Raw genomic sequence first — 18,650 nt, 5'->3', positions numbered from 1 at the left:
CGCCCGGCTTGACCGGGCGATCCGGTACGCCGCGGCAGCAGTTGTTGCCAATGACCGCCGCGGCGTACTGGATCGCCCGCATTCGCGGGTGATGACGGCGGAATACGTGGTTCAGCCCCGCACAAACTCGTCGCCGCGGAACTGGCGCGCGATCTGGTCGAGCACGGCGTTGACCATGCCGGTCTCGTCCTTCTCGACAAAGGCATGCGCGACGTCGACATATTCGGAAACCACCACGCGGCCCGGCACGTCCTTGCGATGCTCGAGCTCGTAGGATCCTGCCCGCAGCACCGCGCGCAGGATCGCGTCGATCCGCTTCAGCGGCCAACCCTTCGAGAGCGCCTCGTCGATCAGCGGATCGAGCTTAGCCTGGTCACGCACCACGCCGGAGACGACGTCGCGAAAGAACGCAGCTTCCGCCGGCAGGTATTTGTCGCCCTCGACCTCGTTGCCGAGCCAGTGGCTCTCGAACTCGGCGAAGATGTCGTTGATCCCGGCGCCGCCGATGTCCATCTGGTAGAGCGCCTGCACGGCGGCGAGCCGCGCCGCGCCGCGCCGGTTGGCCTTTCTTTCAGGGGCTTTGCCGGGTTTGTTGCTGTCAGCCATGGTCAGGCCTTTGCCAGACGGCGTTTGATCCGCAGCATCGCGATCGCGGCGCGAGCCGCGTCGCCGCCCTTGTTCAACTCGCTGGCGCGCGCCCGCGCCCAGGCCTGGGCCTCGGTGTTGACGGTGATGATGCCGTTGCCGAGCGGGAATTTCCGGCTGACGGCCAGATCCATCAATCCGCGCGAGGACTCCATCGAGACGATCTCGAAATGAATGGTGTCGCCGCGCACCACGCAGCCGAGCGCGATCGCCGCGTCATAGGGCTTGCCGTTCGCTTCAGCGGCATCGATCGCGATCGCGATCGCCGCCGGAATTTCCAGCGCGCCCGGCACCGTGATGACGTCGTGGCCGGCGCCGGCCGCCTTCAGCTCGGCCAGCGCGCCTTCCAGCAGCGCATCCTGGATGTCGTCGTAAAACCGGGCCTCGACGATCAGCACGCGTGCGCCTGTGATGTCGGTCTGGTCCTTCAGGGGTGCGCGCCGCGCGTCAGCCATTGCAATAACCAATCGGAACTTGGGGAGGATTTGTGCAGCGTTTTAGGCGCAGCAGGCGGTAAAGCCAAGGGCAATACTGGCCTGGATGGCACCGCGATCGGGGCGATTTTTCAGGTCGGCTTCGCCCGCAATGCATAGGCCATCCAGCCGGCAGTCGCCGGAGCCGAATTGGCACATAATGACGTCCGTCTCGGCCGCAATGTCGGATCGAGGCTATTTCATCTCCGACAGCCGCGCGGCGTAGCGGGCCATCAGGTCGACCTCGATATTGACCTCGCTACCGGCCTTCCAGCCGCTAAGCGTCGTGACGGACAGCGTATGCGGGATGATCAGCACCGAAAAAGTGACGTCGTCGACCGTGTTCACGGTCAGCGACACGCCGTCCAGCGTGACCGAGCCCTTCGCCGCGATGAAGCGCGCGAGCTCGCGGGTGGTGCGAAGCTCGAAGCGCGCCATGTCGGGCAGGTCGTCGCGCTTGACGATGGTGGCAATGCCGTCGGCATGCCCGGCCACGATGTGACCGCCGAGTTCGTCCCCGATCTTGAGCGCACGCTCGAGGTTGAGCTTGCCGCCCTGCCCCCAATGCCTGGCGGTGGTCATGCCGAGCGTCTCGGCCGCGGCATCGACGTCGAACCAGGTCTTGCCGTCTGACGTGCCGGAGGCGACCACCGTGAGGCAGACGCCGTTGCAGGCGATCGAGGCGCCGTCGGCGATCGTGGTCTGGTCGTAGTCGCAGGCGATCCGCAACCGATGCAGCTGCCCCTGCGCCACGGGCTTCAGGCTAACGATCTCACCGATGTCGGTGACAATTCCGGTAAACATTACGCACGCTCGTAGATATTGAGACTGTCTTTGCCGAGGGTTTCGCTAGCACGAAGCCGGAAAGCGGGCGACTGCGTGATTGCGGCGAGCGGCATTGCGTCCAGCGCGGGAACGCCGTCGGCGCCGATCGCATCGGGTCCGCGCAACAGCCAGATTTCATCGACAAGGCCCGCTGCCACGAAAGAATTTGCCACGCGAGACCCGCCCTCGACCAGGAGCCGCGTGATCCCCCTCTCCGCCAGCGCATGCAGGACGGCAGGCAGATCGAGCCCCGCCGGCGCACCGGTGGCAACGCGGATAACCTGCGCACCCGCGGCGCCGAGCTTCACCGCGGCAGGCGCCTCCGCCAGGTCTGATGTCATCACCCAGAGCGGCGTCTCGCGCGCGGAATGCACCATTCGGCTGTCGCCCGAGATCCGTAGCGCGCGATCCAGCACCACGCGGATCGGCGAGCGCGCCGCCATGCCCGGCAACCTGCAGGTCAAGAGCGGATCGTCGGCCTGCACCGTGCCGATGCCGACCAGGATCGCGTCACACTGCGCGCGCAACAGATGCACGCGGGTCCGCACGGCCTCGCCCGTGATTGCAACCGGCCTGTGACCGAGCGCCGCGATCTTGTCGTCGGCGGACACCGCGAGCTTGAGGATCACATGCGGGCGCTTGTCGGTGATGCGGCGGAAGTGTCCGGCGTGGTCGCGCGCGGCCTCCGCCGCGCACAGCCCGACATCGACCGCGATGCCGGCTGCGCGCAGCTTCGCATGTCCCTTGCCACCGACGTCCGGATTGGGGTCCTCGATCGCCGACACCACGCGGGCAAGCCCGGCTGCGACCACGGCATCCGCACAGGGCGGCGAACGGCCGAAATGCGAGCAGGGTTCTAGCGTGACATAGAGCGTGGCGCCACGGGCAGCGTCGCCGGCGCGCCGCAGCGCCTCGACCTCGGCATGCGGCCGGCCACCCGGCTGGGTCCAGCCGCGACCGACGATGACGCCATCCTTGACGATCACGGCGCCGACCGCCGGATTGGGCCAGGTGCGCCCGAGCCCGCGGCGGCCGAGCGCCAGCGCAAGCTGCATGAAGCGCAGATCGGCGGCTTTGGCCTCCTTGGATTTCTGCGCGAACTGGTCTTCGAGAATGCGAAAGATCATTTTCGCAACGTTGCGAGCCGCGGATCCTCTTCGCCGGTCAGCTCGTCGAGCACCGCCTCGAAGTCCTTGGCCTCGCGGAAATTGCGATAGACCGAGGCGAAGCGCACATAGGCAACGTCGTCGAGCTGGCGCAGATGCTCCATCACGATCTCGCCGATCGCCTCCGAAGAGACCTCGGCCTCGCCGCCGCTTTCGAGCTCGCGGACGATGGTGGACACCATCTTCTCCACCCGCTCGGACTCCACCGGGCGCTTGCGCAGCGAGATCTGCAGCGAGCGCACCAGCTTGTCGCGGTCGAACGGCACGCGGCGGCCGTTGCGCTTGATCACCGTGAGCTCGCGCAGCTGCACCCGCTCGAAAGTCGTGAAGCGGAAGTTGCAGGCCATGCACACGCGCCGCCTGCGGATCACAGCGGAGTCCTCGGTCGGACGCGAGTCCTTGACCTGCGTATCGAGAGAATTGCAGCTCGGGCAGCGCATCCGACGGGACCTTTATTTGCGCATGATCTATTCGGAAAACCGGTATCCACTTTTCCGGATCATGCGCTCCTTTACTTACTGGTAGATCGGGAAGCGATCGGTCAGCGCCTTGACGCGCTCCTTGATCGCGGCCTCGACCAGCGGCGCCTTGCCGTCCGGCGATTGCGCCAGCGCGTTCAGCACTTCGGCGATCATGCCGCCGACCTGCTTGAACTCGGCAACGCCGAAGCCGCGGGTGGTCGCGGCCGGCGTACCGAGACGCAGGCCCGAGGTCACGAACGGCTTTTCGGGATCGAACGGGATGCCGTTCTTGTTGCAAGTGATGGCGGCGCGCACCAGCGCCTTCTCGGAGATGTTGCCCTTCAACCCCTTCGGCCGGAGGTCGACCAGCATCAGATGGTTGTCGGTGCCGCCGGAGACGATGTCGAGGCCGTGGCTGCGCAGCGTCTCGGCCAGCGCCTTGGCGTTCTCGACCACGTTCTTGGCGTAGACCTTGAAGTCGGGCCGCAGCGCCTCGGCGAACGCCACCGCCTTGGCCGCGATCACGTGCATCAGCGGGCCGCCCTGCAGACCCGGGAAGATCGCCGAGTTCAGCTTCTTGGCGAGCGTCTCGTCATTGGTGAGGATCAGGCCGCCGCGCGGACCACGCAGCGACTTGTGCGTCGTGGTGGTGGTGACGTGGGCGTGCGGCACCGGCGAGGCATGCACGCCGCCGGCGACGAGGCCTGCGAAATGCGCCATGTCGACCAGGAGATACGCGCCGACCGAGTCGGCGATCTCGCGGAAGCGCTTGAAGTCCCAGGCACGCGAATAGGCCGAGCCGCCGGCGACGATCAGCTTCGGCTTGACCTGCTCGGCCTGCTTCTGGACTTCGTCCATGTCGATGATCTGGTCCTCGCGGCGCACAGTGTAGTGCGCGGCCTTGAACCATTTGCCGGACATATTGACCGGCGAGCCGTGGGTGAGATGGCCGCCGGCGGCGAGGTCGAGACCCATGAAGGTGTCGCCCGGCTGCAGCAGCGCCAGAAACACCGCCTGGTTCATCTGGCTGCCGGAGTTCGGCTGCACGTTGGCAAAGCCGGCGCCGAACAGCTTCTTGGCGCGCTCGATCGCGAGGTTCTCCGCGACGTCGACCCACTCGCAACCGCCATAGTACCGCGCGCCCGGATAACCTTCCGCGTATTTGTTGGTCATCACCGAGCCCTGCGCCTCCAGCACGGCGCGGCTGACGATGTTCTCGGAGGCGATCAGCTCGATCTCATGGCGCTGCCGGCCGAGCTCGCCCTTGATCGCGGCGGCGATCTCGGGATCGGCCTCGGCAAGGGTCGCCGTGAAGAAGGAATCGGGCGCGGAAGCGGTCTTGGAGGATGAGGTCATCGGCGAAATATCTCCAACGCCGCAAGCCTTTACTTTGGGTGCGGACGGTCACGAGTGGCGGTCGAAGCTGGTCTCAGAGGGTTATCACATCACCCCAAAATGGCCAAGCGCTTGCGGTCCCCGGCGGTCAATTATGCCAGATATGGTGGGGATGGCGGGGATTGCGACTCCTCCCGGCGCCCGGCCCGGTCGTCCCGATCCCGGTCGCCGCCGGTCCCGGTTCCAGCCGGCTGGCGCGGCAAGCCGCGACCGTCGAATGGACCGTGACCGGCCCCTTCCCGATCACACATGGGCGAGGCTGGAGGCATTCGTTGCCCCGCACTTCGCGAGAACAGAATCGCGCAACTTGCGACGCTCTCGATCGTCGCGCGTTCAATCGCGATGTATCGAGTCACGAGACGACGACACGCGCCACGAATTTTGAATCGTTCGATTCTTGAATCGTTCGACACTTGATCGATTCAAACGTCTCACGCGACGCGTGCAATTGCCCGTCGTACTCCGTTGTCGCTCAGTCACACCCGCGCGCTTTACGCACGGCTTCGATAGCTTCTAAGCGCGCGCGGGCTGTTTGCGAAAATCACCGTGATAACGACGCCGGAGAAAATTCTCTTCGGGGGCGTTGAATGACGGACGGATGGATTCGGCCGCAGCGGTTTGCTGCTTCGGCTTTGGTGATGCTTTCGGTTGCCAGTGCGGACGAGGTCTTTGCGCAGACGCAATTGCCGTCCGTGACGGTCGATGCGCCCCCGCACCGGCAAGCGGCGCGATCGCAGCAGCCTTCGCAGCGGACCACCCGCGCGCGGAGCGCCGCGCGCCGCGCCACGACCGCGCCAGTGGGAGCACAGCCACAAGCCGCGCAGCCAGCTGCCGGCGGAGGGGCCGGACACGAGCGCGCCAACGGTCCGGTCACCGGCTATCTGGCACGACAGAGTTCAACCGGCACCAAGACCAGCACGCCGATCGTCCAGACCCCGCAATCGGTGACAGTGATCAGCGCCGAACAGATCCGCGACCAGAAGATCGTCGGCAAGTTCGATGAGGTGCTGCGCTACACGCCGGGCGTGATCGGCGGCACCTATGGCGCCGATTTCCGCAACGACTGGTTCATGATCCGCGGCTTCCCCGCGCAGAACGAGTCGCTGTTCCTTGACGGCCTGCAGATGTTCTACACCTCCTATGCCAGCTGGAAGCTGCAACCCTTCAACCTCGAGCGCGTCGAGGTGCTGCGCGGTCCCTCCGGTATCCTGTATGGCGGCTCGGCGCCGGGCGGGCTCGTCAACGCGGTGAGCAAGCTGCCGTCAGCCGAGCCCATTCGCTACATCGAGACCGGCGTCAATAATTTCGGCAACGCCTATACCCAGTTCGACATCGGCGGCGCGACGGCACAGCCCGGCGGCGGGCAGGTGCAGTATCGCCTGGTCGGCCAAGCCCAGGGCGGCGGCACCCAGACCGACTACGTCTACGACAACAATTTCTTCTTCGCCCCGTCGGTGACCTGGCGGCCCGACGCCGACACCAGCCTCACCGTGTTCGGCATGGCCTCGCACAGCAATACGAGGGCCGAGAACTTCCTGCCCTATGTCGGCACCGTCACCAACGCGCCGTTCGGCAAAATTCCGACCAGCCTGTTCTCCGGCGATCCCGGTGTCGACCAGTTCCGCCGCGACCAGCAGATGGTCGGCTACCAGTTCCAGAAGAGCGTGACCGACAACATCGACTTCCGCCAGAACGCGCGCATGGCTCATGTCGATGTCTACTATGCCGGCCTCTACGGGCTCGGCTATGCGACGACGCCTGCTGCGGCCGACATCATGCGCGGCAATTTCTACACCCGCGGCATCGCCACCCAGCTCAACCTCGACAATCAGCTCGAATATCGCTTCGCGACCGGCGCGCTGCAGCACACCGCGCTGGTCGGCGTCGACCTGAAATATTACGGCATCGACGATCGCCAGGGCTTCGGCATGGGCACCAACCTCAACGCGCTCAATCCGGTCTACGGCAACAACACGCCATTCACCGGCGCGCTGTATCAGAACGCCTATCTCACCCAGGGCATGGCCGGGCTCTATCTGCAGGATCAGGTCAAGCTCGACCGCCTCACCGTCGTGCTGTCGGGTCGCCAGGACTTTGTCGATCTCACCAACAACAACCGGATCGGCGCCGATCAGGCCCGCGACGACAGCAAGTTCTCCGGACGCGTCGGCGCGATCTACAATTTCGACAGCGGCGTCGCGCCCTACGTCTCCTACATGACCGGCTACAATCCGGTGATCGGCACCACGGCCGCCGGCCAATTGCTGCTGCCGGAAACCTCCGAGCAGACCGAAATCGGCGTGAAGTACGAGCCGGTCGGACTCAATGCGCGGTTTGGCGTCGCTTATTTCGATCTCAAGCGCAAGAACGCCCTGACGACGGACCCGAACAATACGCTGTTCCAGACCCAGAACGGCGAGGTCACCTCGCGCGGTGTCGAGCTCGAGGCGGTCGCCAACATCACGCGCGATTTCAAGCTGGTGGCGAGCTACACCAATTACGAGCTGTTCGTCAGCAAGGATCTCAATCCCGCGCTGATCGGCACCGTGCCCACCAACGCGCCGCGGGAGCTCGCCTCGGTCTGGACCGACTACACCTTCCGCGAGGGCCCGCTCACCGGCTTCGGCTTCGGCGGCGGCGTGCGCTATGTCGGCTCATCGTTCGCCGATACCGCGAACACCGCGCGCGTTCCGGGGGTCGTGCTCGGCGACCTCGCTCTGCACTATGAATGGGACAACAATTGGCGCGCCGCGCTCAATGTCGTGAACGTCACCGACAAGATCTACGTCGCAAGCTGCGCCACGATCGGCTCCTGCTACTACGGTGATCGCCGGCGCATTACGGCGAGCCTCGCCTACAAATGGTGAGCACGCCGCAAGGCGTTCCGTTCACAAAACCATCATCGAGCCAGGGAGGCGGCGTTCAGTCGCCTCTCTGGTTTCACCGCGGCTTTTTGACCGCCGTCAGGGTGGTGTCAGCATGCCGCGCTAGGTTCGCGCCGCGGCAACGCTTTGCCGCGCCCAGACTGGCCCGCTCCGAAATGCGAGCCCCGGAGCGGGCCTTTTACATGCAAGGTCTCCGACGGATGCCGATCGGCGTCCTCTCACCATCGATAGCGCAGCCCGGCATAGAACGCCCTGCCCGTTCCCGGCTCGAACAGCGGTGACGCCGCATTGGCACGGTCGATGATGCTGGCGCTCGCGATATAGGCCTTGTTGGCGATATTGCGTGCCTCGACATAGCCCGACACCGGACCGCCATTGTCGAATCCCGCCTTGAAGCCCCAGATCGCGTAAGCCGACGTCATCAGCGTGTTGGCGCTGTCGACGAAATAGGCCTGCGGCACCCATTCCAGATTGGGTCCGGCATAAAGCCCGGTCGGATGCTTGTAGAGCAGCTCGGCCCGCACGAATTGGCGCGGCGCGCCCGGCAGCTGGTTGTTGCCGAACACCGGATCATTGTCGAAGCGGAAATCGTTCAGCGTATAGGCGATGTTGAGCCAGATCTTGTCCGGCGCCGCTCCGCTCACGAAGATGTCGCGGAAAATCGCCGCGCCCGCGCCGGCCTCGATCCCCTGGTGCACCGTCTTGTTGGCGTTGGTGACGTTGCAATTGCCGAACGCGCTGTAGAGACACAGCAGCTCGTTGTCGATCTCGGAGCGATAGAGCGTGACCTCCCAGGCGTAGTCCGGCCGCTTCATGCGGGTGCCGACCTCATAGGTCGTCGCGGTCTGCGGCTTGATCGAAAAGAACGGGATGTTCGGCAGGGACGGATTGAGGAAATTCGGGCTGACGCTCTCGCCGAAGCTCGGTACCTCCGCGCTGCGCGAGACGTTGCCGAACACCTGCCAGCTCGGATCGACCTGCCAGAGCAGGCCGGTCTTGGGGCTCCACAGGCTGAAACTGCTGCGGCCGTTGAGGTCGCCATTGGTCGAGAAGTTGACGTGCTGGTCGCGCACCGCGAACAGGTATTGCGTACCGGCGACGAAGGCGACGTTGGGCAGGAAGTAGAACGAATTCTCCGCGAATGCCGAATAGTTCTCCGGCGTCTGCCGCAATGACGACGTCTGCGCGCCCTTGAAGCCGCCGACATTGACGAATTGCTGGGCATCGATGGTGCCGTTGAGGATGTTGACGCCGGCGATCAACCGGTTGTGGAAGCCGCCGATGACGCGATCGTCGGTCAGCTTCGCGAAGCCGCCATAGTCCTTGTAGCGATAGTCGAGCCACTGGAAGATCGGATGCATCAAATGCCGGTCGACGCCGAAGGCTCCGAATTCGAGCTGGGTGTCGTCGAGGCGGATAGTCGTCTTGTTGGCGATCCGCACCGTGTCGATGTTGCGCTGCCAATCATTGGCGACATTGACGGCGGCCGCCGTGGTCGGTGACGTCAGCGCCGTCGTCCGGTCGACGCTGCCCGGGATGCGCTGGCGCACCTCGTTGGCGTTCAGGTAAAACCTCGTCTCGACGTCGGGCGAGATCTGGTAGCCGACATTGGCGCTGAGCTTGTTGCTCGAGCCGAAACTGTGATCGCGGAAGCCGTCGGAGGCCTGCGTGGACGCGGTGGCGAAGCCATCCCACGGCCCGTTCGCGCCGCCGGCATTGACCTGCAGCCGCCTGGTGTTGAAGGCGCCGAAGTCGAACGATGCGCCGTTCGGATTCGGATCGCGCCCGGTCGGCGTGACGAAATTGATCGCGCCGCCGAGTGAATTGGCGCCGAACTGCAGCGCGTTGCCGCCCTTGTAGACCTCGACATATTTATAGGCGGTCGGGTCGACCTCCTGGAAATCGCCGTAGCCGTCCGAAGTGTTGATCGGAATGCCGTCCATGTAGAGCTGGATGCCGCGCAGATGGAAATTGCGCGACAGGCCGGAGCCGCGGATCGACAGCCGCGTATCGTCGCCCCATTTCGGCTGCGCGAACACGCCAGGGACATAATCGAGGATGTCCTTGATCGTGTTGGCCACGGTGGAGTTGCGATAGGCCTCGGCCGGCACCAGCGCGACGCCGCCGGGCGTGTTGTTGATCTCCTTGAGCGCCTGCTGCGCCGACAGCACGGCGAGTGCGGCACGGGTGCCGCCGCCCTCCCCCGCGGCCGCTTGCGCCGGGGCGGCAGGACCGCGCGCGGCCCGCGCCGGCGCGCTACGCGCGGCGCGCCGCTGCGGACGCACCGATGCGTCGCGCCGTGGCCGGGGCGCGTCCACCGTGACGGACGGCAGCGTCGATTGCGATGTGGATTGAGCGTTGGCAGGCGAAATGAATGCTGCGGCAGCGCCGGCGAGCGCACAGGCGCGCAGCCGCGCGGATGCGGATGACATGACAGGACTCCGGATTTGATCTGACGAACGAAGGGGCGCCGAAGCGCCGGCGGTCAGGTCAGTGTCGGAGGCCCGCGGGATTGATGATCATAGGATCGGAAACGTGCGACGAACCGCACCTCGAATGCACGGACCGTCGTGAGCGCGATCGGCAGCCGCGCTCCAAACGCGAACGCCGGCGGCGGTAGCGCGCCGGTGACGTGATGACCGATGCACAGCGGACAGTGGATCGCGCCGCCGCGCCCGCTCTTGCCGGCGTCATCATGGGCCACGCCGGGATCGGCGCTGTTGATGCAGAGGATCTGGCCGGCTGCGGCGGCTGCAGGCGATATGCCGGCGACGAGCAGACTCGAGAGGATGACGTTGAGGACAAGCGCATAGGCCGCGACAAATGCCGCCGCCCTGCCCACACGCTGCCTGAGAACGAACCGCCTCATGTCATACCCCGCCTCACGCGTATCACAGCGCATCGGCGAGTCAAAACGCGGCGACGGCGGATTCAACCGATCGTGCGGGGGTGTTGCAGGCGGGCCATATGACCGATTGTCCCATCGGCCGCGGGACCGACGTCAGAATGCACTCCTGAACTGTGCGACATAGTCCGGGCTGCCATAGACCCACATCGGCTCGTCGCATCGTTGTGGGCCTACGTCATTCATGCAGGCCGCACTCCATGGCGGCGCCGCGATCTGACGACCGACGATCCCGTCACCTTGCAATCCGCCGCCGATTGTCAGCCCGCTGCCGACATGCGCGCGATCGCTGCCCTTGCCGGTTCGTTCGTGGGCAATGGCCTGGATCGCGAGCGTTGGCATCAGCAGGACCGCCGCCAGAAGGTATGTGGTCCTCATTGTTCAGCCGCCTTGATCGAGCCTCGCGCGGGCGAGGCATCTACGTTGCTGAACGGAAGACCGGGACTGCGGTCCGGATATTTCCGGATCACGCGAATGTTTGGCAGCGTCGAGCCGTGGCCTAATCCTCGTTGGCCTTGAACCGCCCGAGTCCCTTGAGAACGAACGGCGCGAGCAACGCGATCACCGCAATGCCGAGCAGCGTTGCCGACATCGGGCTTTGCAGCAGCACCATCGGATCGCCGAGGCTGATCGCGAGCGCGCGGCGCAGCTGGCTCTCGGCGATCGGTCCGAGGATCAATCCGATCACGACCGGCGCGATCGGGAAATCGAACCGCCGCATCAGAAAGCCCATCACGCCGAACGCCGCCAGCATCGACAATTCGACGACCGACGGCTTGGCCGCGATCGTGCCCATGGTCGCGAACACCAGGATGCCGGCATAGAGCCAGGGCTGCGGGATCGCGAGCAGCCGTACCCACAAGCCCACCAGCGGCAGGTTGAGCACCAGCAGCATGCCGTTGGCGATGAACAGGCTCGCGATCAGGCCCCACACCAGGTCCGGCCGCTCGGCGAACAGCAGCGGCCCCGGGTTGAGGCCGTATTGCTGGAAGCCCGCCAGCATCATCGCCGCGGTGGCCGAGGTCGGCAGCCCGAGCGTCAGCAGCGGCACCAGCGTGCCGGCGGCCGACGCATTGTTGGCGGCCTCCGGCCCCGCGACACCCTCGATCGCGCCCTTGCCGAACTCCTCCGGATGTTTGGTCAGCCGCCGCTCGGTGGAATAGGACAGGAAGGTCGGGATCTCGGCGCCGCCGGCCGGCAGCGCGCCGATCGGAAAGCCGAACAGCGTGCCGCGCAACCACGGCATCCACGACCGCCGCCAATCCTCGCGCGTCATCCACAACGAGCCGCGCACCGCCTCGAGCTTCTCCTCGGCATGATGGCGGCGCGAGGCGACATAGAGCGCCTCCCCCACCGCGAACAGGCCGACCGCAAGCGTCGTCACCTCGACGCCGTCGAGCAGTTCAGGGATGCCGAAGGCAAGCCGCGCCTGCCCGGTGAGCTTGTCGATGCCGACAAGGCCGAGCGTCAGTCCAATGAACAGGCTGGTCAGCCCGCGGACCGGCGAGTCGCCGAAGGTCGCCGACACCGTGACGAAGGCGACGCACATCAGCGCGAAATAATCCTCGGGCCCGAACCTGACGGCGAAGTCGACCAGCCATGGCGCGAGGAACGCGAGGCCGATGGTGGCAATGGTGCCGGCCACGAACGAGCCGATCGCCGAGGTCGCCAGCGCCGGGCCACCGCGGCCGGCCTTGGCCATCTTGTTGCCCTCGAGCGCGGTCGCCATCGAGGCGCTCTCGCCCGGGGTGTTGATCAGGATCGCGGTGGTCGATCCGCCATACATGCCGCCGTAGTAGATGCCGGCGAACATGATCAGCGAGCCGCCGGGATCGAGCTTGTAGGTCACCGGCAGCAGCAGCGCGACCGTCAGCGCCGGTCCGATGCCCGGCAACACGCCGACCGCGGTGCCCAGGAACACGCCGATCAGGGCGTAGAGCAGATTCATCGGCTGCATGGCGACCGCCATGCCATGCGCCAGCGCGGCGAACGTGTCCATCACAGCAGTCGCTCCAGCGGGCCGGCGGGAAGGCTCAGCGTCAACAGCTTGTCGAATGCCAGATAAATCAGTGTCGTGATCACGAGCGCGATCACCGTGTCGGCCGCGACAGCGCGGCGGCCGAACGCGGCCGATGTGGTGACGAACAGCGCCGAGGTGGCGAGGATGAAGCCGCCACCGCAGCCGATGATGGCGATCAGCAGCGCAAGGCCGCAGATGATCAGCCACACCGGCTTCGGATCCATGCTCTCCCGCGCCGGCAATGTGCCGCGCAGCGCATCGATCAGATTGCCGACCGCCAGGATGACGAGACCGATCGCGATGACGACCGGCATCGCCTCCGGCCCCATGCCGTACATCGTGGTGGACGGCAGCTTGCTTGCATCCCACACCAGCACGGCTGCGAGCACAGCCAGCGCGGCCGCAATCACGACGCCGGCGCGGTCGATGCGCCGGCTGGCTTGCTCGGGAGCGCTGTCCGATGTCATGACTTGACGAGGCCGACCGACTTCAGCACCTCGGTGACACGCGCGATCTCCGTCTTCAGGAAATCGGCGAAGGCATCGCCGCCAAGATAGGCGTCATCCCAGCCCTTCTGCTTCAGGATCTCCTTCCAGGCGTCGGACTTCACCATCTTCTCGACGGCGTCGCTCAGCACCTTGCGCTGCTCCGGCGAGATGCCGGGAGGTGCGACCACCGAGCGCCAGTTCGCGAGCACGAGATCGATGCCCTGCTCCTTGAAGGTCGGGATGTCGACGCCGGGCAGGCGCTGCGCCGAGGTCAGGCCGAGCGCGCGCAGCTTGCCGGCCTTGATCTGGCCCTCGTATTCGCTGAGACCGGAAATGCCGGCCGTGACCTTACCGCCGAGAATCGCGGCAAGCGACTCACCGCCGCCGGAGAACGGAATGTAGTTGATCTTCTTGGCATCGGCGCCGACCGTGCCCGCGAACAGCGCCGCCATCACATGATCGACGCCGCCGGCCGAGCCGCCCGCAAAGGTCACCTTGGCGATGTCGGCCTTGACCGCCGCGGCGAGATCCTGCGCCGTCTTCAGCGGCGAATTGGCCGGCACCACGATGACCTGAATCTCCTCGGTGAGGCGTGCGATCGGCGTCACCTGGTCCAGCGTCACCGGCGACTTGTTCATGGCGAGCGCGCCCACCATGACGAAGCCGTTGACCATCATCTGGCTGCCGTCGCCCTTGGCGCCGTTGACGAATTGCGCGATGCCGACGCTGCCGCCAGCGCCGGGAACGTTGGTGACCTGGACGCTGCGCGCGACACCGGCCGCGACCAGCGCCTGCTGCATCGAACGCGCGGTCTGATCCCAGCCGCCGCCGGGCGCAGCCGGCGCCATCAGCTTGAGCTCGAGCTGCTGCGCGGAGGCCGCACCACCTACCCCGACAAGCAGCGCGACGACCGCGCCGAACAGGCGCATGCGGGACGAGATCATGGGGCTTCCTCCTGGATTTTGGAGAGGCAGCCGATTGATCATTGGCCGCATCCGGTCACGTGGCGCAAGCGTCAACCGGGAAGCGAACCTCCTAAAGGAATCGCTCGACGGTGCGAGGTCTGGTCGCCCTTAGCGACCATTCGCCACAGATTTCGGCAAGACGGACGACGCGCGAGCGCGCGCGCAAATTGTCGCACCTTGGTGGCAAGCGCACCTCCGCTCGATTGCCAGCGGTTCAGCTTTACCAATGGTGAGAGATGTCTGCGCGGACCGGGCAGTCCGAGACCTTGTCCGCGCCATGCCACGCTTCATGCGCTCACGCGGACTGCCGGCGCAGCCTGAAGGTGCCGTGTTTTGCTCGAAGCGAAATCAAGCAACGCCTGTTGCCGACGGATCGATGCGTCTGACTTCAATGGTCAGGTGCGAGAGCGACCGGAACCGCGCCACCTTGGCCCGGTAGTATTGCTCACTCCGCTCCGTCGCAGTCACCACGGAGAGGATGGCCCCGAGATGACCGGGCCCCAGTCGCCAGAGGTGAAGGTCCGTGAGCCGATCGCCATCATTCTCGATCGAACGCTTGAGGTTGTCAGCCATGCGACGATCGGGATTCATGTCGAGCAGGATAGCACCGGTGTCGCGAATGAGGCCGAACGACCAGCTGGCAATCACGAACGCGCCGATAAGTCCCGCCAACGGGTCCATCCAGAGCCAGCCGAAGGCGCGCGCAAGCAGAAGGCCGGCGATGACCAGCACCGATACCGCGGCATCCGCCAGAACATGGATGACAGCGGCACGCATGTTGTGATCTCGCGCCGTCGATCCATGCGCGTGCTCATGCTCCTCGAATTGTACGGGGTAGGTCTGCTCGCCAAGCCTGACGTTGGCGCTGAAAGCGTGCGGCTCGGGAATCTCATCAATGGATTCGAGGTAGTCGCCGCAATCCCTGAGCGCAAAGATTTGCCGGGCGCCGTCCGGACGCACGGTCTCGATCGAAACAGTCGCGGCGCGAAGCACAGTGGCACCTTCTGCACGAAGCCGGAAGCGCGGCGGCACACCGTCCTCGAACACCTCGAGGACCACATCACCCTCACCGGTTGCAAGCCGATGGCTCTCCTCTTCATCATGATGGGCGTGGTGTCCGTGTCCATGTCCGTGGTCATGATGATGGTCTCCGCCACTGAGCAGCCACGCGCTGGCGACGTTGACGGCAAGGCCGAGGACCGCAACAGGTATCGCTTCGGCGAAATGGATCGGAACCGGGGCAAAGAGGCGGCTGACCGCTTCATAGCCGATCAACAGCGCGATCATCGCCAGGATAATAGCGCTGGTGAACCCGGCTAGATCTCCGAGCTTGCCGGTCCCAAAGCTGAACCGCGGATCATCGGCATATTTCCGGGCATAGGTATAAGCAAGCGCCGCGAGCAACAGGGCACCCGCATGGGTGCTCATGTGAAGTCCGTCAGCAACCAGCGCAATCGATCCAAACAACCAACCGCCGACAATTTCGGCGATCATCATCGCGCTGCAGAGCCAGATCACCGCCCAGGTTTTGCGTTCGCTTTTCTGGTGGTCACCAGAAAGGAAAACATGGCTGTGAAGACCCGGAAAGGCCGCGCCACTGGCATCGCTCATAGTAATCCTCGTTCGCTACTTCAGGTATGTCCGTACGATGTCGATCAGGTCGGCGGCGCCTCTGGCTCGCTCCGCGTCTTTTTCATGCGCCGGATCGACGACGTGATGGCGAATGTGATCTTCGAGAAGCTCGGCCGTCAGTCCATTCACGGCACCTCGCACCGATGCGACGAGCATCAGCACGTCGGCGCAACCGATCTCGGATTCCAGCGCGCGCTCGACCGCCTCGATCTGCCCCTTGATGCGCCGGATGCGGCCGATGAGCTTGGATTTGTGCTTGATGGTGTGCGACATGACATCTAGTATAGGGGGGTACCCTATATTGATCAAGCTGCAAATGCGGGCGGGCGCATGTTCGTGAAGTCGATACCGCTTCGGAGTCGAGCGCTGCTGCTCTTGCCGATGCTTTGGACGCAGTCCGCGCAGGCGCACGGCATCGCCGGCAACCGCTATTTCGCCGGCACCATGACCTTCGACGACCCCGCCGTCGCTGACGAGCTGATCCTGCCGAACTTCAACTATCTCGGTTATCCGGCACAGGGCAGCGACGCCGTCGAGAACCGGATCAACGCGTCCTTTGCCCGCCTGCTCACGCCGACGCTCGCCTTCACGATCGACAGCGCCTGGGTCCATCAGACCTGGCCGACCGGCCGCACCTCGGGTTTCGACAAGACCAGCATCGGTCTCAAATACGAGGCCTATCGCGACAACCGTCACGAGGCGCTGATCTCGATCGGACTCGCGTGGGGCATCGGTCACTCCGGCTCGGTCGCGATCGGTGCCGATGCTCCCGACACGATCCAGCCGGGCATCTTCTTCGGCAAGGGGTTCGGCGACCTGCCCGACTCGCTTGCGTGGCTACGGCCATTCGCCGTCACCGCCGCCGTCGTCGATGAAGTCCCGATCGGCACCGGCGGCATGGCACTCGCACCCAATCTCGTGACTGGTGGCTTCAACACCGTGCCCTCGCCGGCCGTCGAAACGCTGCATTGGGGTTTCTCGATCCAGTACAGCACCCTCTACCTGACGAGCCGCTTCAACGGCGGACCGCCCAGGGAGGAGCCGCTGAACCAATGGGTGCCGCTTGTCGAGTTCAGGTTCGATAGCCCTCGCGGCCAACAGACGGCAGCAACTGCAAATCCCGGCATCGCCTATGTGGCAGTCACATGGCAGGCCTCGGCGGAAGCGATCATCCCGCTCAATCGCCTCGGCGGGACCGGCCCGGGCTTCCGGGCACAACTACTGCTTTTCCTGGACGACCTCGTGCCGTCGCTGTTCGGCAAGCCGCTGTTGAAGGATCACCCCGCGAACAACCAAACCGCATGGTGACAGCAGTCCGCGGCTGGGGCGCCGTCCGATCATGACCGGAGGCGCGCCCGTGCCACCTACAGCCCGGTATAGCCGGCCTTGACATGGTCGGTGCTGCCGTCGAGCTGGCGCAGATAGGTCAGCCCGCACACCGTCAACCGATGGGTATCGCGCTCGCCCGCCTCGAACAGCGTCTGCACGTACTCCGTCACCTTCGCCCGCGCTTCGTCGCTTGCGGCGGACGTGCGATTGAGCAGCAGATCGTATGTCTGCATGATGCGATCGATAGCGGCTTCCATTGAAGTCTCCGGGTTGACGCTCAGGCGACCACCAGCGTCTCGGCCTCGAACTTCGCGATCGCCTTGTTGGCGAGGCGGAGCCGGTTCTGCTCACCGCGCTGGAACAGCTTCACGATGATGCCGAGCAGGCGCTCATTGGTGGCGAAAGTGTCAGGAATGGCGCCGGATTTGCGCAGATAGTTCGAGGCGATCGCGTAGGCGTCACCGACCACCTCGACATTCAGCGCCTCAATCCCGCGCTCGACCAGCATGTCCTGTCTCTCTGTTGGGAGACGGGATAAAGCACGGGGAACACGTTGGTTCCTCACTGGGCCGATATATTTTCGCACATGCAGCATGAAAAACGCATCGGCCGGGCATGACCGATGCGTTGAGAGCAAGAACTGAACTGGAGGGAGGCTGCCGGTCTTCTCAAGCGGCCGGCTTGGCCATCAGGCGAAAAGAGGAAAGCTCAGAGGCGATACAGGATCTGGTCGGTCCAGAAGCGCTCGAGGCGATGCAGTGACTTGTTGAGGCTCGCGAACTCCTCGTTCGAGATGCCACCGACCTGCTCCACCGTCTTGACGTGCTTCTGATAGAGCGCATCGACGATCTTGCGGACTTCCTGGCCCTGCGGGGTCAGACGGATACGCACCGAGCGGCGATCGACGCGCGAGCGCTGATGATCGAGGAAGCCTAGCTCGACGAGCTTCTTCAGATTGTAGGAGACGTTGGAGCCGAGATAGTAGCCTCGGGTGCGCAACTCGCCGGCGGTCAGTTCCTTGTCACCGATATTGTACAGGAGCAGTGCCTGCACCGAGTTGATGTCGGCGCGGCCGCGACGATCGAATTCGTCCTTGATGACGTCGAGGAGCCGGCGATGCAGCCGCTCCACCAAAGTCAGGGCTTCGAGATAGAGCGGCTGCACCGGAGCTTGACCGGTAGCGCGATCAGCGGCATCCGCCGCCGTTGTCGCAACGGCTTTCATCATGACACTTCCCCTGTTTGTCGTTTTTATCGACTTTATTCGACGAAACTTGTGTCCCGCCTGATAGGTCCAACGTAAGGGGGCCGTTTGAATATCCGCTTAAATAAGAGAATAAAGAGATCATGAATTTAAGACAGTGAATCGTGGATTAAGCCCATGGATCAAGGGCTTTTCGCAACTTTTCATTGACGGTGCGAGGCTGCTGTTCACGCTTCGTCTGCGCCTCCTGTCACATTC

Annotated in this window: 19 protein-coding genes; 2 read left to right on the top strand and 17 right to left on the bottom strand. The window is 64.7% G+C overall.

Going from position 1 to position 18,650, the window contains the following annotated elements; all coding sequences use genetic code 11:
• Positions 1-111: 111 nt before the first annotated feature.
• From nusB to glyA, 6 genes are all read right to left on the bottom strand, one after another.
• Positions 112-606 carry a transcription antitermination factor NusB gene (gene nusB, locus ACTUWL_RS32135; protein WP_021079073.1) on the bottom strand — a complete coding sequence of 165 codons (495 nt, stop codon included), beginning with the start codon at positions 604-606 and terminating at the stop codon, positions 112-114.
• A 2-nt stretch (positions 607-608) separates the two neighbouring features.
• Positions 609-1,100: a 6,7-dimethyl-8-ribityllumazine synthase gene (ribH, locus tag ACTUWL_RS32130; protein ID WP_021079072.1), complete on the bottom strand. Its 492-nt coding sequence runs from the start codon at positions 1,098-1,100 to the stop codon at positions 609-611.
• Positions 1,101-1,313: 213 nt separating this feature from the next.
• Positions 1,314-1,922, bottom strand: a complete 609-nt coding sequence (locus ACTUWL_RS32125; protein WP_021079071.1) for a riboflavin synthase — start codon at positions 1,920-1,922, stop codon at positions 1,314-1,316.
• Positions 1,922-3,070, bottom strand: coding sequence for a bifunctional diaminohydroxyphosphoribosylaminopyrimidine deaminase/5-amino-6-(5-phosphoribosylamino)uracil reductase RibD (gene ribD / locus ACTUWL_RS32120; RefSeq protein ID WP_021079070.1), 1,149 nt, complete (start codon positions 3,068-3,070; stop codon positions 1,922-1,924). The genes ACTUWL_RS32125 and ribD overlap by 1 nt, the downstream gene beginning before the upstream one ends.
• Entirely contained in the window at positions 3,067-3,549 is a 483-nt protein-coding gene (gene nrdR, locus ACTUWL_RS32115; RefSeq protein ID WP_016844999.1) for a transcriptional regulator NrdR, read from the bottom strand. The genes ribD and nrdR overlap by 4 nt, the downstream gene beginning before the upstream one ends.
• A gap of 75 nt (positions 3,550-3,624) precedes the next feature.
• Positions 3,625-4,926 carry a serine hydroxymethyltransferase gene (glyA, locus tag ACTUWL_RS32110; RefSeq protein WP_021079069.1) on the bottom strand — a complete coding sequence of 434 codons (1,302 nt, stop codon included), beginning with the start codon at positions 4,924-4,926 and terminating at the stop codon, positions 3,625-3,627.
• Between the two features lie 626 nt (positions 4,927-5,552).
• On the opposite strand from glyA, the gene ACTUWL_RS32105 reads away from it, so the two are divergent.
• Positions 5,553-7,832 carry a TonB-dependent siderophore receptor gene (locus tag ACTUWL_RS32105; RefSeq protein WP_021079068.1) on the top strand — a complete coding sequence of 760 codons (2,280 nt, stop codon included), beginning with the start codon at positions 5,553-5,555 and terminating at the stop codon, positions 7,830-7,832.
• Positions 7,833-8,068: 236 nt separating this feature from the next.
• Here the strand turns inward: ACTUWL_RS32105 and ACTUWL_RS32100 are convergent, their stop codons facing one another.
• The 8 genes from ACTUWL_RS32100 to ACTUWL_RS32065 form a co-directional block, all read right to left on the bottom strand.
• Positions 8,069-10,282, bottom strand: coding sequence for a TonB-dependent receptor family protein (locus ACTUWL_RS32100; RefSeq protein ID WP_106940196.1), 2,214 nt, complete (start codon positions 10,280-10,282; stop codon positions 8,069-8,071).
• A 53-nt stretch (positions 10,283-10,335) separates the two neighbouring features.
• Positions 10,336-10,719 carry a DUF2946 domain-containing protein gene (locus ACTUWL_RS32095; protein WP_021078392.1) on the bottom strand — a complete coding sequence of 128 codons (384 nt, stop codon included), beginning with the start codon at positions 10,717-10,719 and terminating at the stop codon, positions 10,336-10,338.
• A gap of 132 nt (positions 10,720-10,851) precedes the next feature.
• Positions 10,852-11,133, bottom strand: coding sequence for a hypothetical protein (locus ACTUWL_RS32090; RefSeq protein ID WP_021078391.1), 282 nt, complete (start codon positions 11,131-11,133; stop codon positions 10,852-10,854).
• A gap of 121 nt (positions 11,134-11,254) precedes the next feature.
• On the bottom strand, positions 11,255-12,754 hold the full coding sequence (locus tag ACTUWL_RS32085; protein WP_035650950.1) for a tripartite tricarboxylate transporter permease: 1,500 nt from the start codon (positions 12,752-12,754) through the stop codon (positions 11,255-11,257).
• Positions 12,754-13,242, bottom strand: coding sequence for a tripartite tricarboxylate transporter TctB family protein (locus tag ACTUWL_RS32080; RefSeq protein ID WP_021078389.1), 489 nt, complete (start codon positions 13,240-13,242; stop codon positions 12,754-12,756). The genes ACTUWL_RS32085 and ACTUWL_RS32080 overlap by 1 nt, the downstream gene beginning before the upstream one ends.
• A complete protein-coding gene (locus ACTUWL_RS32075) occupies positions 13,239-14,207 on the bottom strand; it encodes a Bug family tripartite tricarboxylate transporter substrate binding protein (RefSeq protein WP_021078388.1) in 969 nt (322 codons plus the stop codon). The genes ACTUWL_RS32080 and ACTUWL_RS32075 overlap by 4 nt, the downstream gene beginning before the upstream one ends.
• A 369-nt stretch (positions 14,208-14,576) precedes the next feature.
• Positions 14,577-15,839, bottom strand: coding sequence for a CDF family Co(II)/Ni(II) efflux transporter DmeF (dmeF, locus tag ACTUWL_RS32070; protein WP_021078387.1), 1,263 nt, complete (start codon positions 15,837-15,839; stop codon positions 14,577-14,579).
• A gap of 15 nt (positions 15,840-15,854) precedes the next feature.
• On the bottom strand, positions 15,855-16,133 hold the full coding sequence (locus tag ACTUWL_RS32065; RefSeq protein ID WP_021078386.1) for a metal/formaldehyde-sensitive transcriptional repressor: 279 nt from the start codon (positions 16,131-16,133) through the stop codon (positions 15,855-15,857).
• Positions 16,134-16,235: 102 nt separating this feature from the next.
• Here ACTUWL_RS32065 and ACTUWL_RS32060 point away from each other — a divergent pair, with 102 nt between their 5' ends.
• Entirely contained in the window at positions 16,236-17,168 is a 933-nt protein-coding gene (locus ACTUWL_RS32060; protein WP_146160359.1) for a hypothetical protein, read from the top strand.
• A 56-nt stretch (positions 17,169-17,224) separates the two neighbouring features.
• On the opposite strand, the gene ACTUWL_RS32055 is transcribed toward ACTUWL_RS32060, so the two are convergent.
• The 3 genes from ACTUWL_RS32055 to ldtR all read right to left on the bottom strand — a co-directional run bounded on the left by ACTUWL_RS32055 (position 17,225) and on the right by ldtR (position 18,416).
• On the bottom strand, positions 17,225-17,446 hold the full coding sequence (locus ACTUWL_RS32055) for a hypothetical protein (RefSeq protein ID WP_021078384.1): 222 nt from the start codon (positions 17,444-17,446) through the stop codon (positions 17,225-17,227).
• Between the two features lie 20 nt (positions 17,447-17,466).
• Positions 17,467-17,697 (bottom strand): hypothetical protein, encoded by a 231-nt coding sequence (locus tag ACTUWL_RS32050; RefSeq protein WP_021078383.1) that lies wholly within the window; start codon positions 17,695-17,697, stop codon positions 17,467-17,469.
• Positions 17,698-17,897: 200 nt separating this feature from the next.
• The gene (ldtR, locus tag ACTUWL_RS32045) at positions 17,898-18,416 is read right to left on the bottom strand and encodes a transcriptional regulator LdtR (protein WP_018271925.1); all 519 of its coding nucleotides are present in this window, start codon (positions 18,414-18,416) and stop codon (positions 17,898-17,900) included.
• Positions 18,417-18,650 lie beyond the last annotated feature (234 nt).

This window comes from Bradyrhizobium sp. WCU1 (assembly GCF_053474805.1).
The sequence above is the reverse complement of the archived record's forward strand: the minus strand, read 5'-3'. Positions and strand labels throughout refer to the sequence as shown.

Bases quoted from the DNA above. Each gene is read 5' to 3' on its own strand.
- nusB (WP_021079073.1), bottom strand. From the start codon at position 606: ATGGCTGACAGCAACAAACCCGGCAAAGCCCCTGAAAGAAAGGCCAAC.
- ribH (WP_021079072.1), bottom strand. From the start codon at position 1,100: ATGGCTGACGCGCGGCGCGCACCCCTGAAGGACCAGACCGACATCACA.
- ACTUWL_RS32125 (WP_021079071.1), bottom strand. From the start codon at position 1,922: ATGTTTACCGGAATTGTCACCGACATCGGTGAGATCGTTAGCCTGAAG.
- ribD (WP_021079070.1), bottom strand. From the start codon at position 3,070: ATGATCTTTCGCATTCTCGAAGACCAGTTCGCGCAGAAATCCAAGGAG.
- nrdR (WP_016844999.1), bottom strand. From the start codon at position 3,549: ATGCGCTGCCCGAGCTGCAATTCTCTCGATACGCAGGTCAAGGACTCG.
- glyA (WP_021079069.1), bottom strand. From the start codon at position 4,926: ATGACCTCATCCTCCAAGACCGCTTCCGCGCCCGATTCCTTCTTCACG.
- ACTUWL_RS32105 (WP_021079068.1), top strand. From the start codon at position 5,553: ATGACGGACGGATGGATTCGGCCGCAGCGGTTTGCTGCTTCGGCTTTG.
- ACTUWL_RS32100 (WP_106940196.1), bottom strand. From the start codon at position 10,282: ATGTCATCCGCATCCGCGCGGCTGCGCGCCTGTGCGCTCGCCGGCGCT.
- ACTUWL_RS32095 (WP_021078392.1), bottom strand. From the start codon at position 10,719: ATGAGGCGGTTCGTTCTCAGGCAGCGTGTGGGCAGGGCGGCGGCATTT.
- ACTUWL_RS32090 (WP_021078391.1), bottom strand. From the start codon at position 11,133: ATGAGGACCACATACCTTCTGGCGGCGGTCCTGCTGATGCCAACGCTC.
- ACTUWL_RS32085 (WP_035650950.1), bottom strand. From the start codon at position 12,754: ATGGACACGTTCGCCGCGCTGGCGCATGGCATGGCGGTCGCCATGCAG.
- ACTUWL_RS32080 (WP_021078389.1), bottom strand. From the start codon at position 13,242: ATGACATCGGACAGCGCTCCCGAGCAAGCCAGCCGGCGCATCGACCGC.
- ACTUWL_RS32075 (WP_021078388.1), bottom strand. From the start codon at position 14,207: ATGATCTCGTCCCGCATGCGCCTGTTCGGCGCGGTCGTCGCGCTGCTT.
- dmeF (WP_021078387.1), bottom strand. From the start codon at position 15,839: ATGAGCGATGCCAGTGGCGCGGCCTTTCCGGGTCTTCACAGCCATGTT.
- ACTUWL_RS32065 (WP_021078386.1), bottom strand. From the start codon at position 16,133: ATGTCGCACACCATCAAGCACAAATCCAAGCTCATCGGCCGCATCCGG.
- ACTUWL_RS32055 (WP_021078384.1), bottom strand. From the start codon at position 17,446: ATGGAAGCCGCTATCGATCGCATCATGCAGACATACGATCTGCTGCTC.
- ACTUWL_RS32050 (WP_021078383.1), bottom strand. From the start codon at position 17,697: ATGCTGGTCGAGCGCGGGATTGAGGCGCTGAATGTCGAGGTGGTCGGT.
- ldtR (WP_018271925.1), bottom strand. From the start codon at position 18,416: ATGATGAAAGCCGTTGCGACAACGGCGGCGGATGCCGCTGATCGCGCT.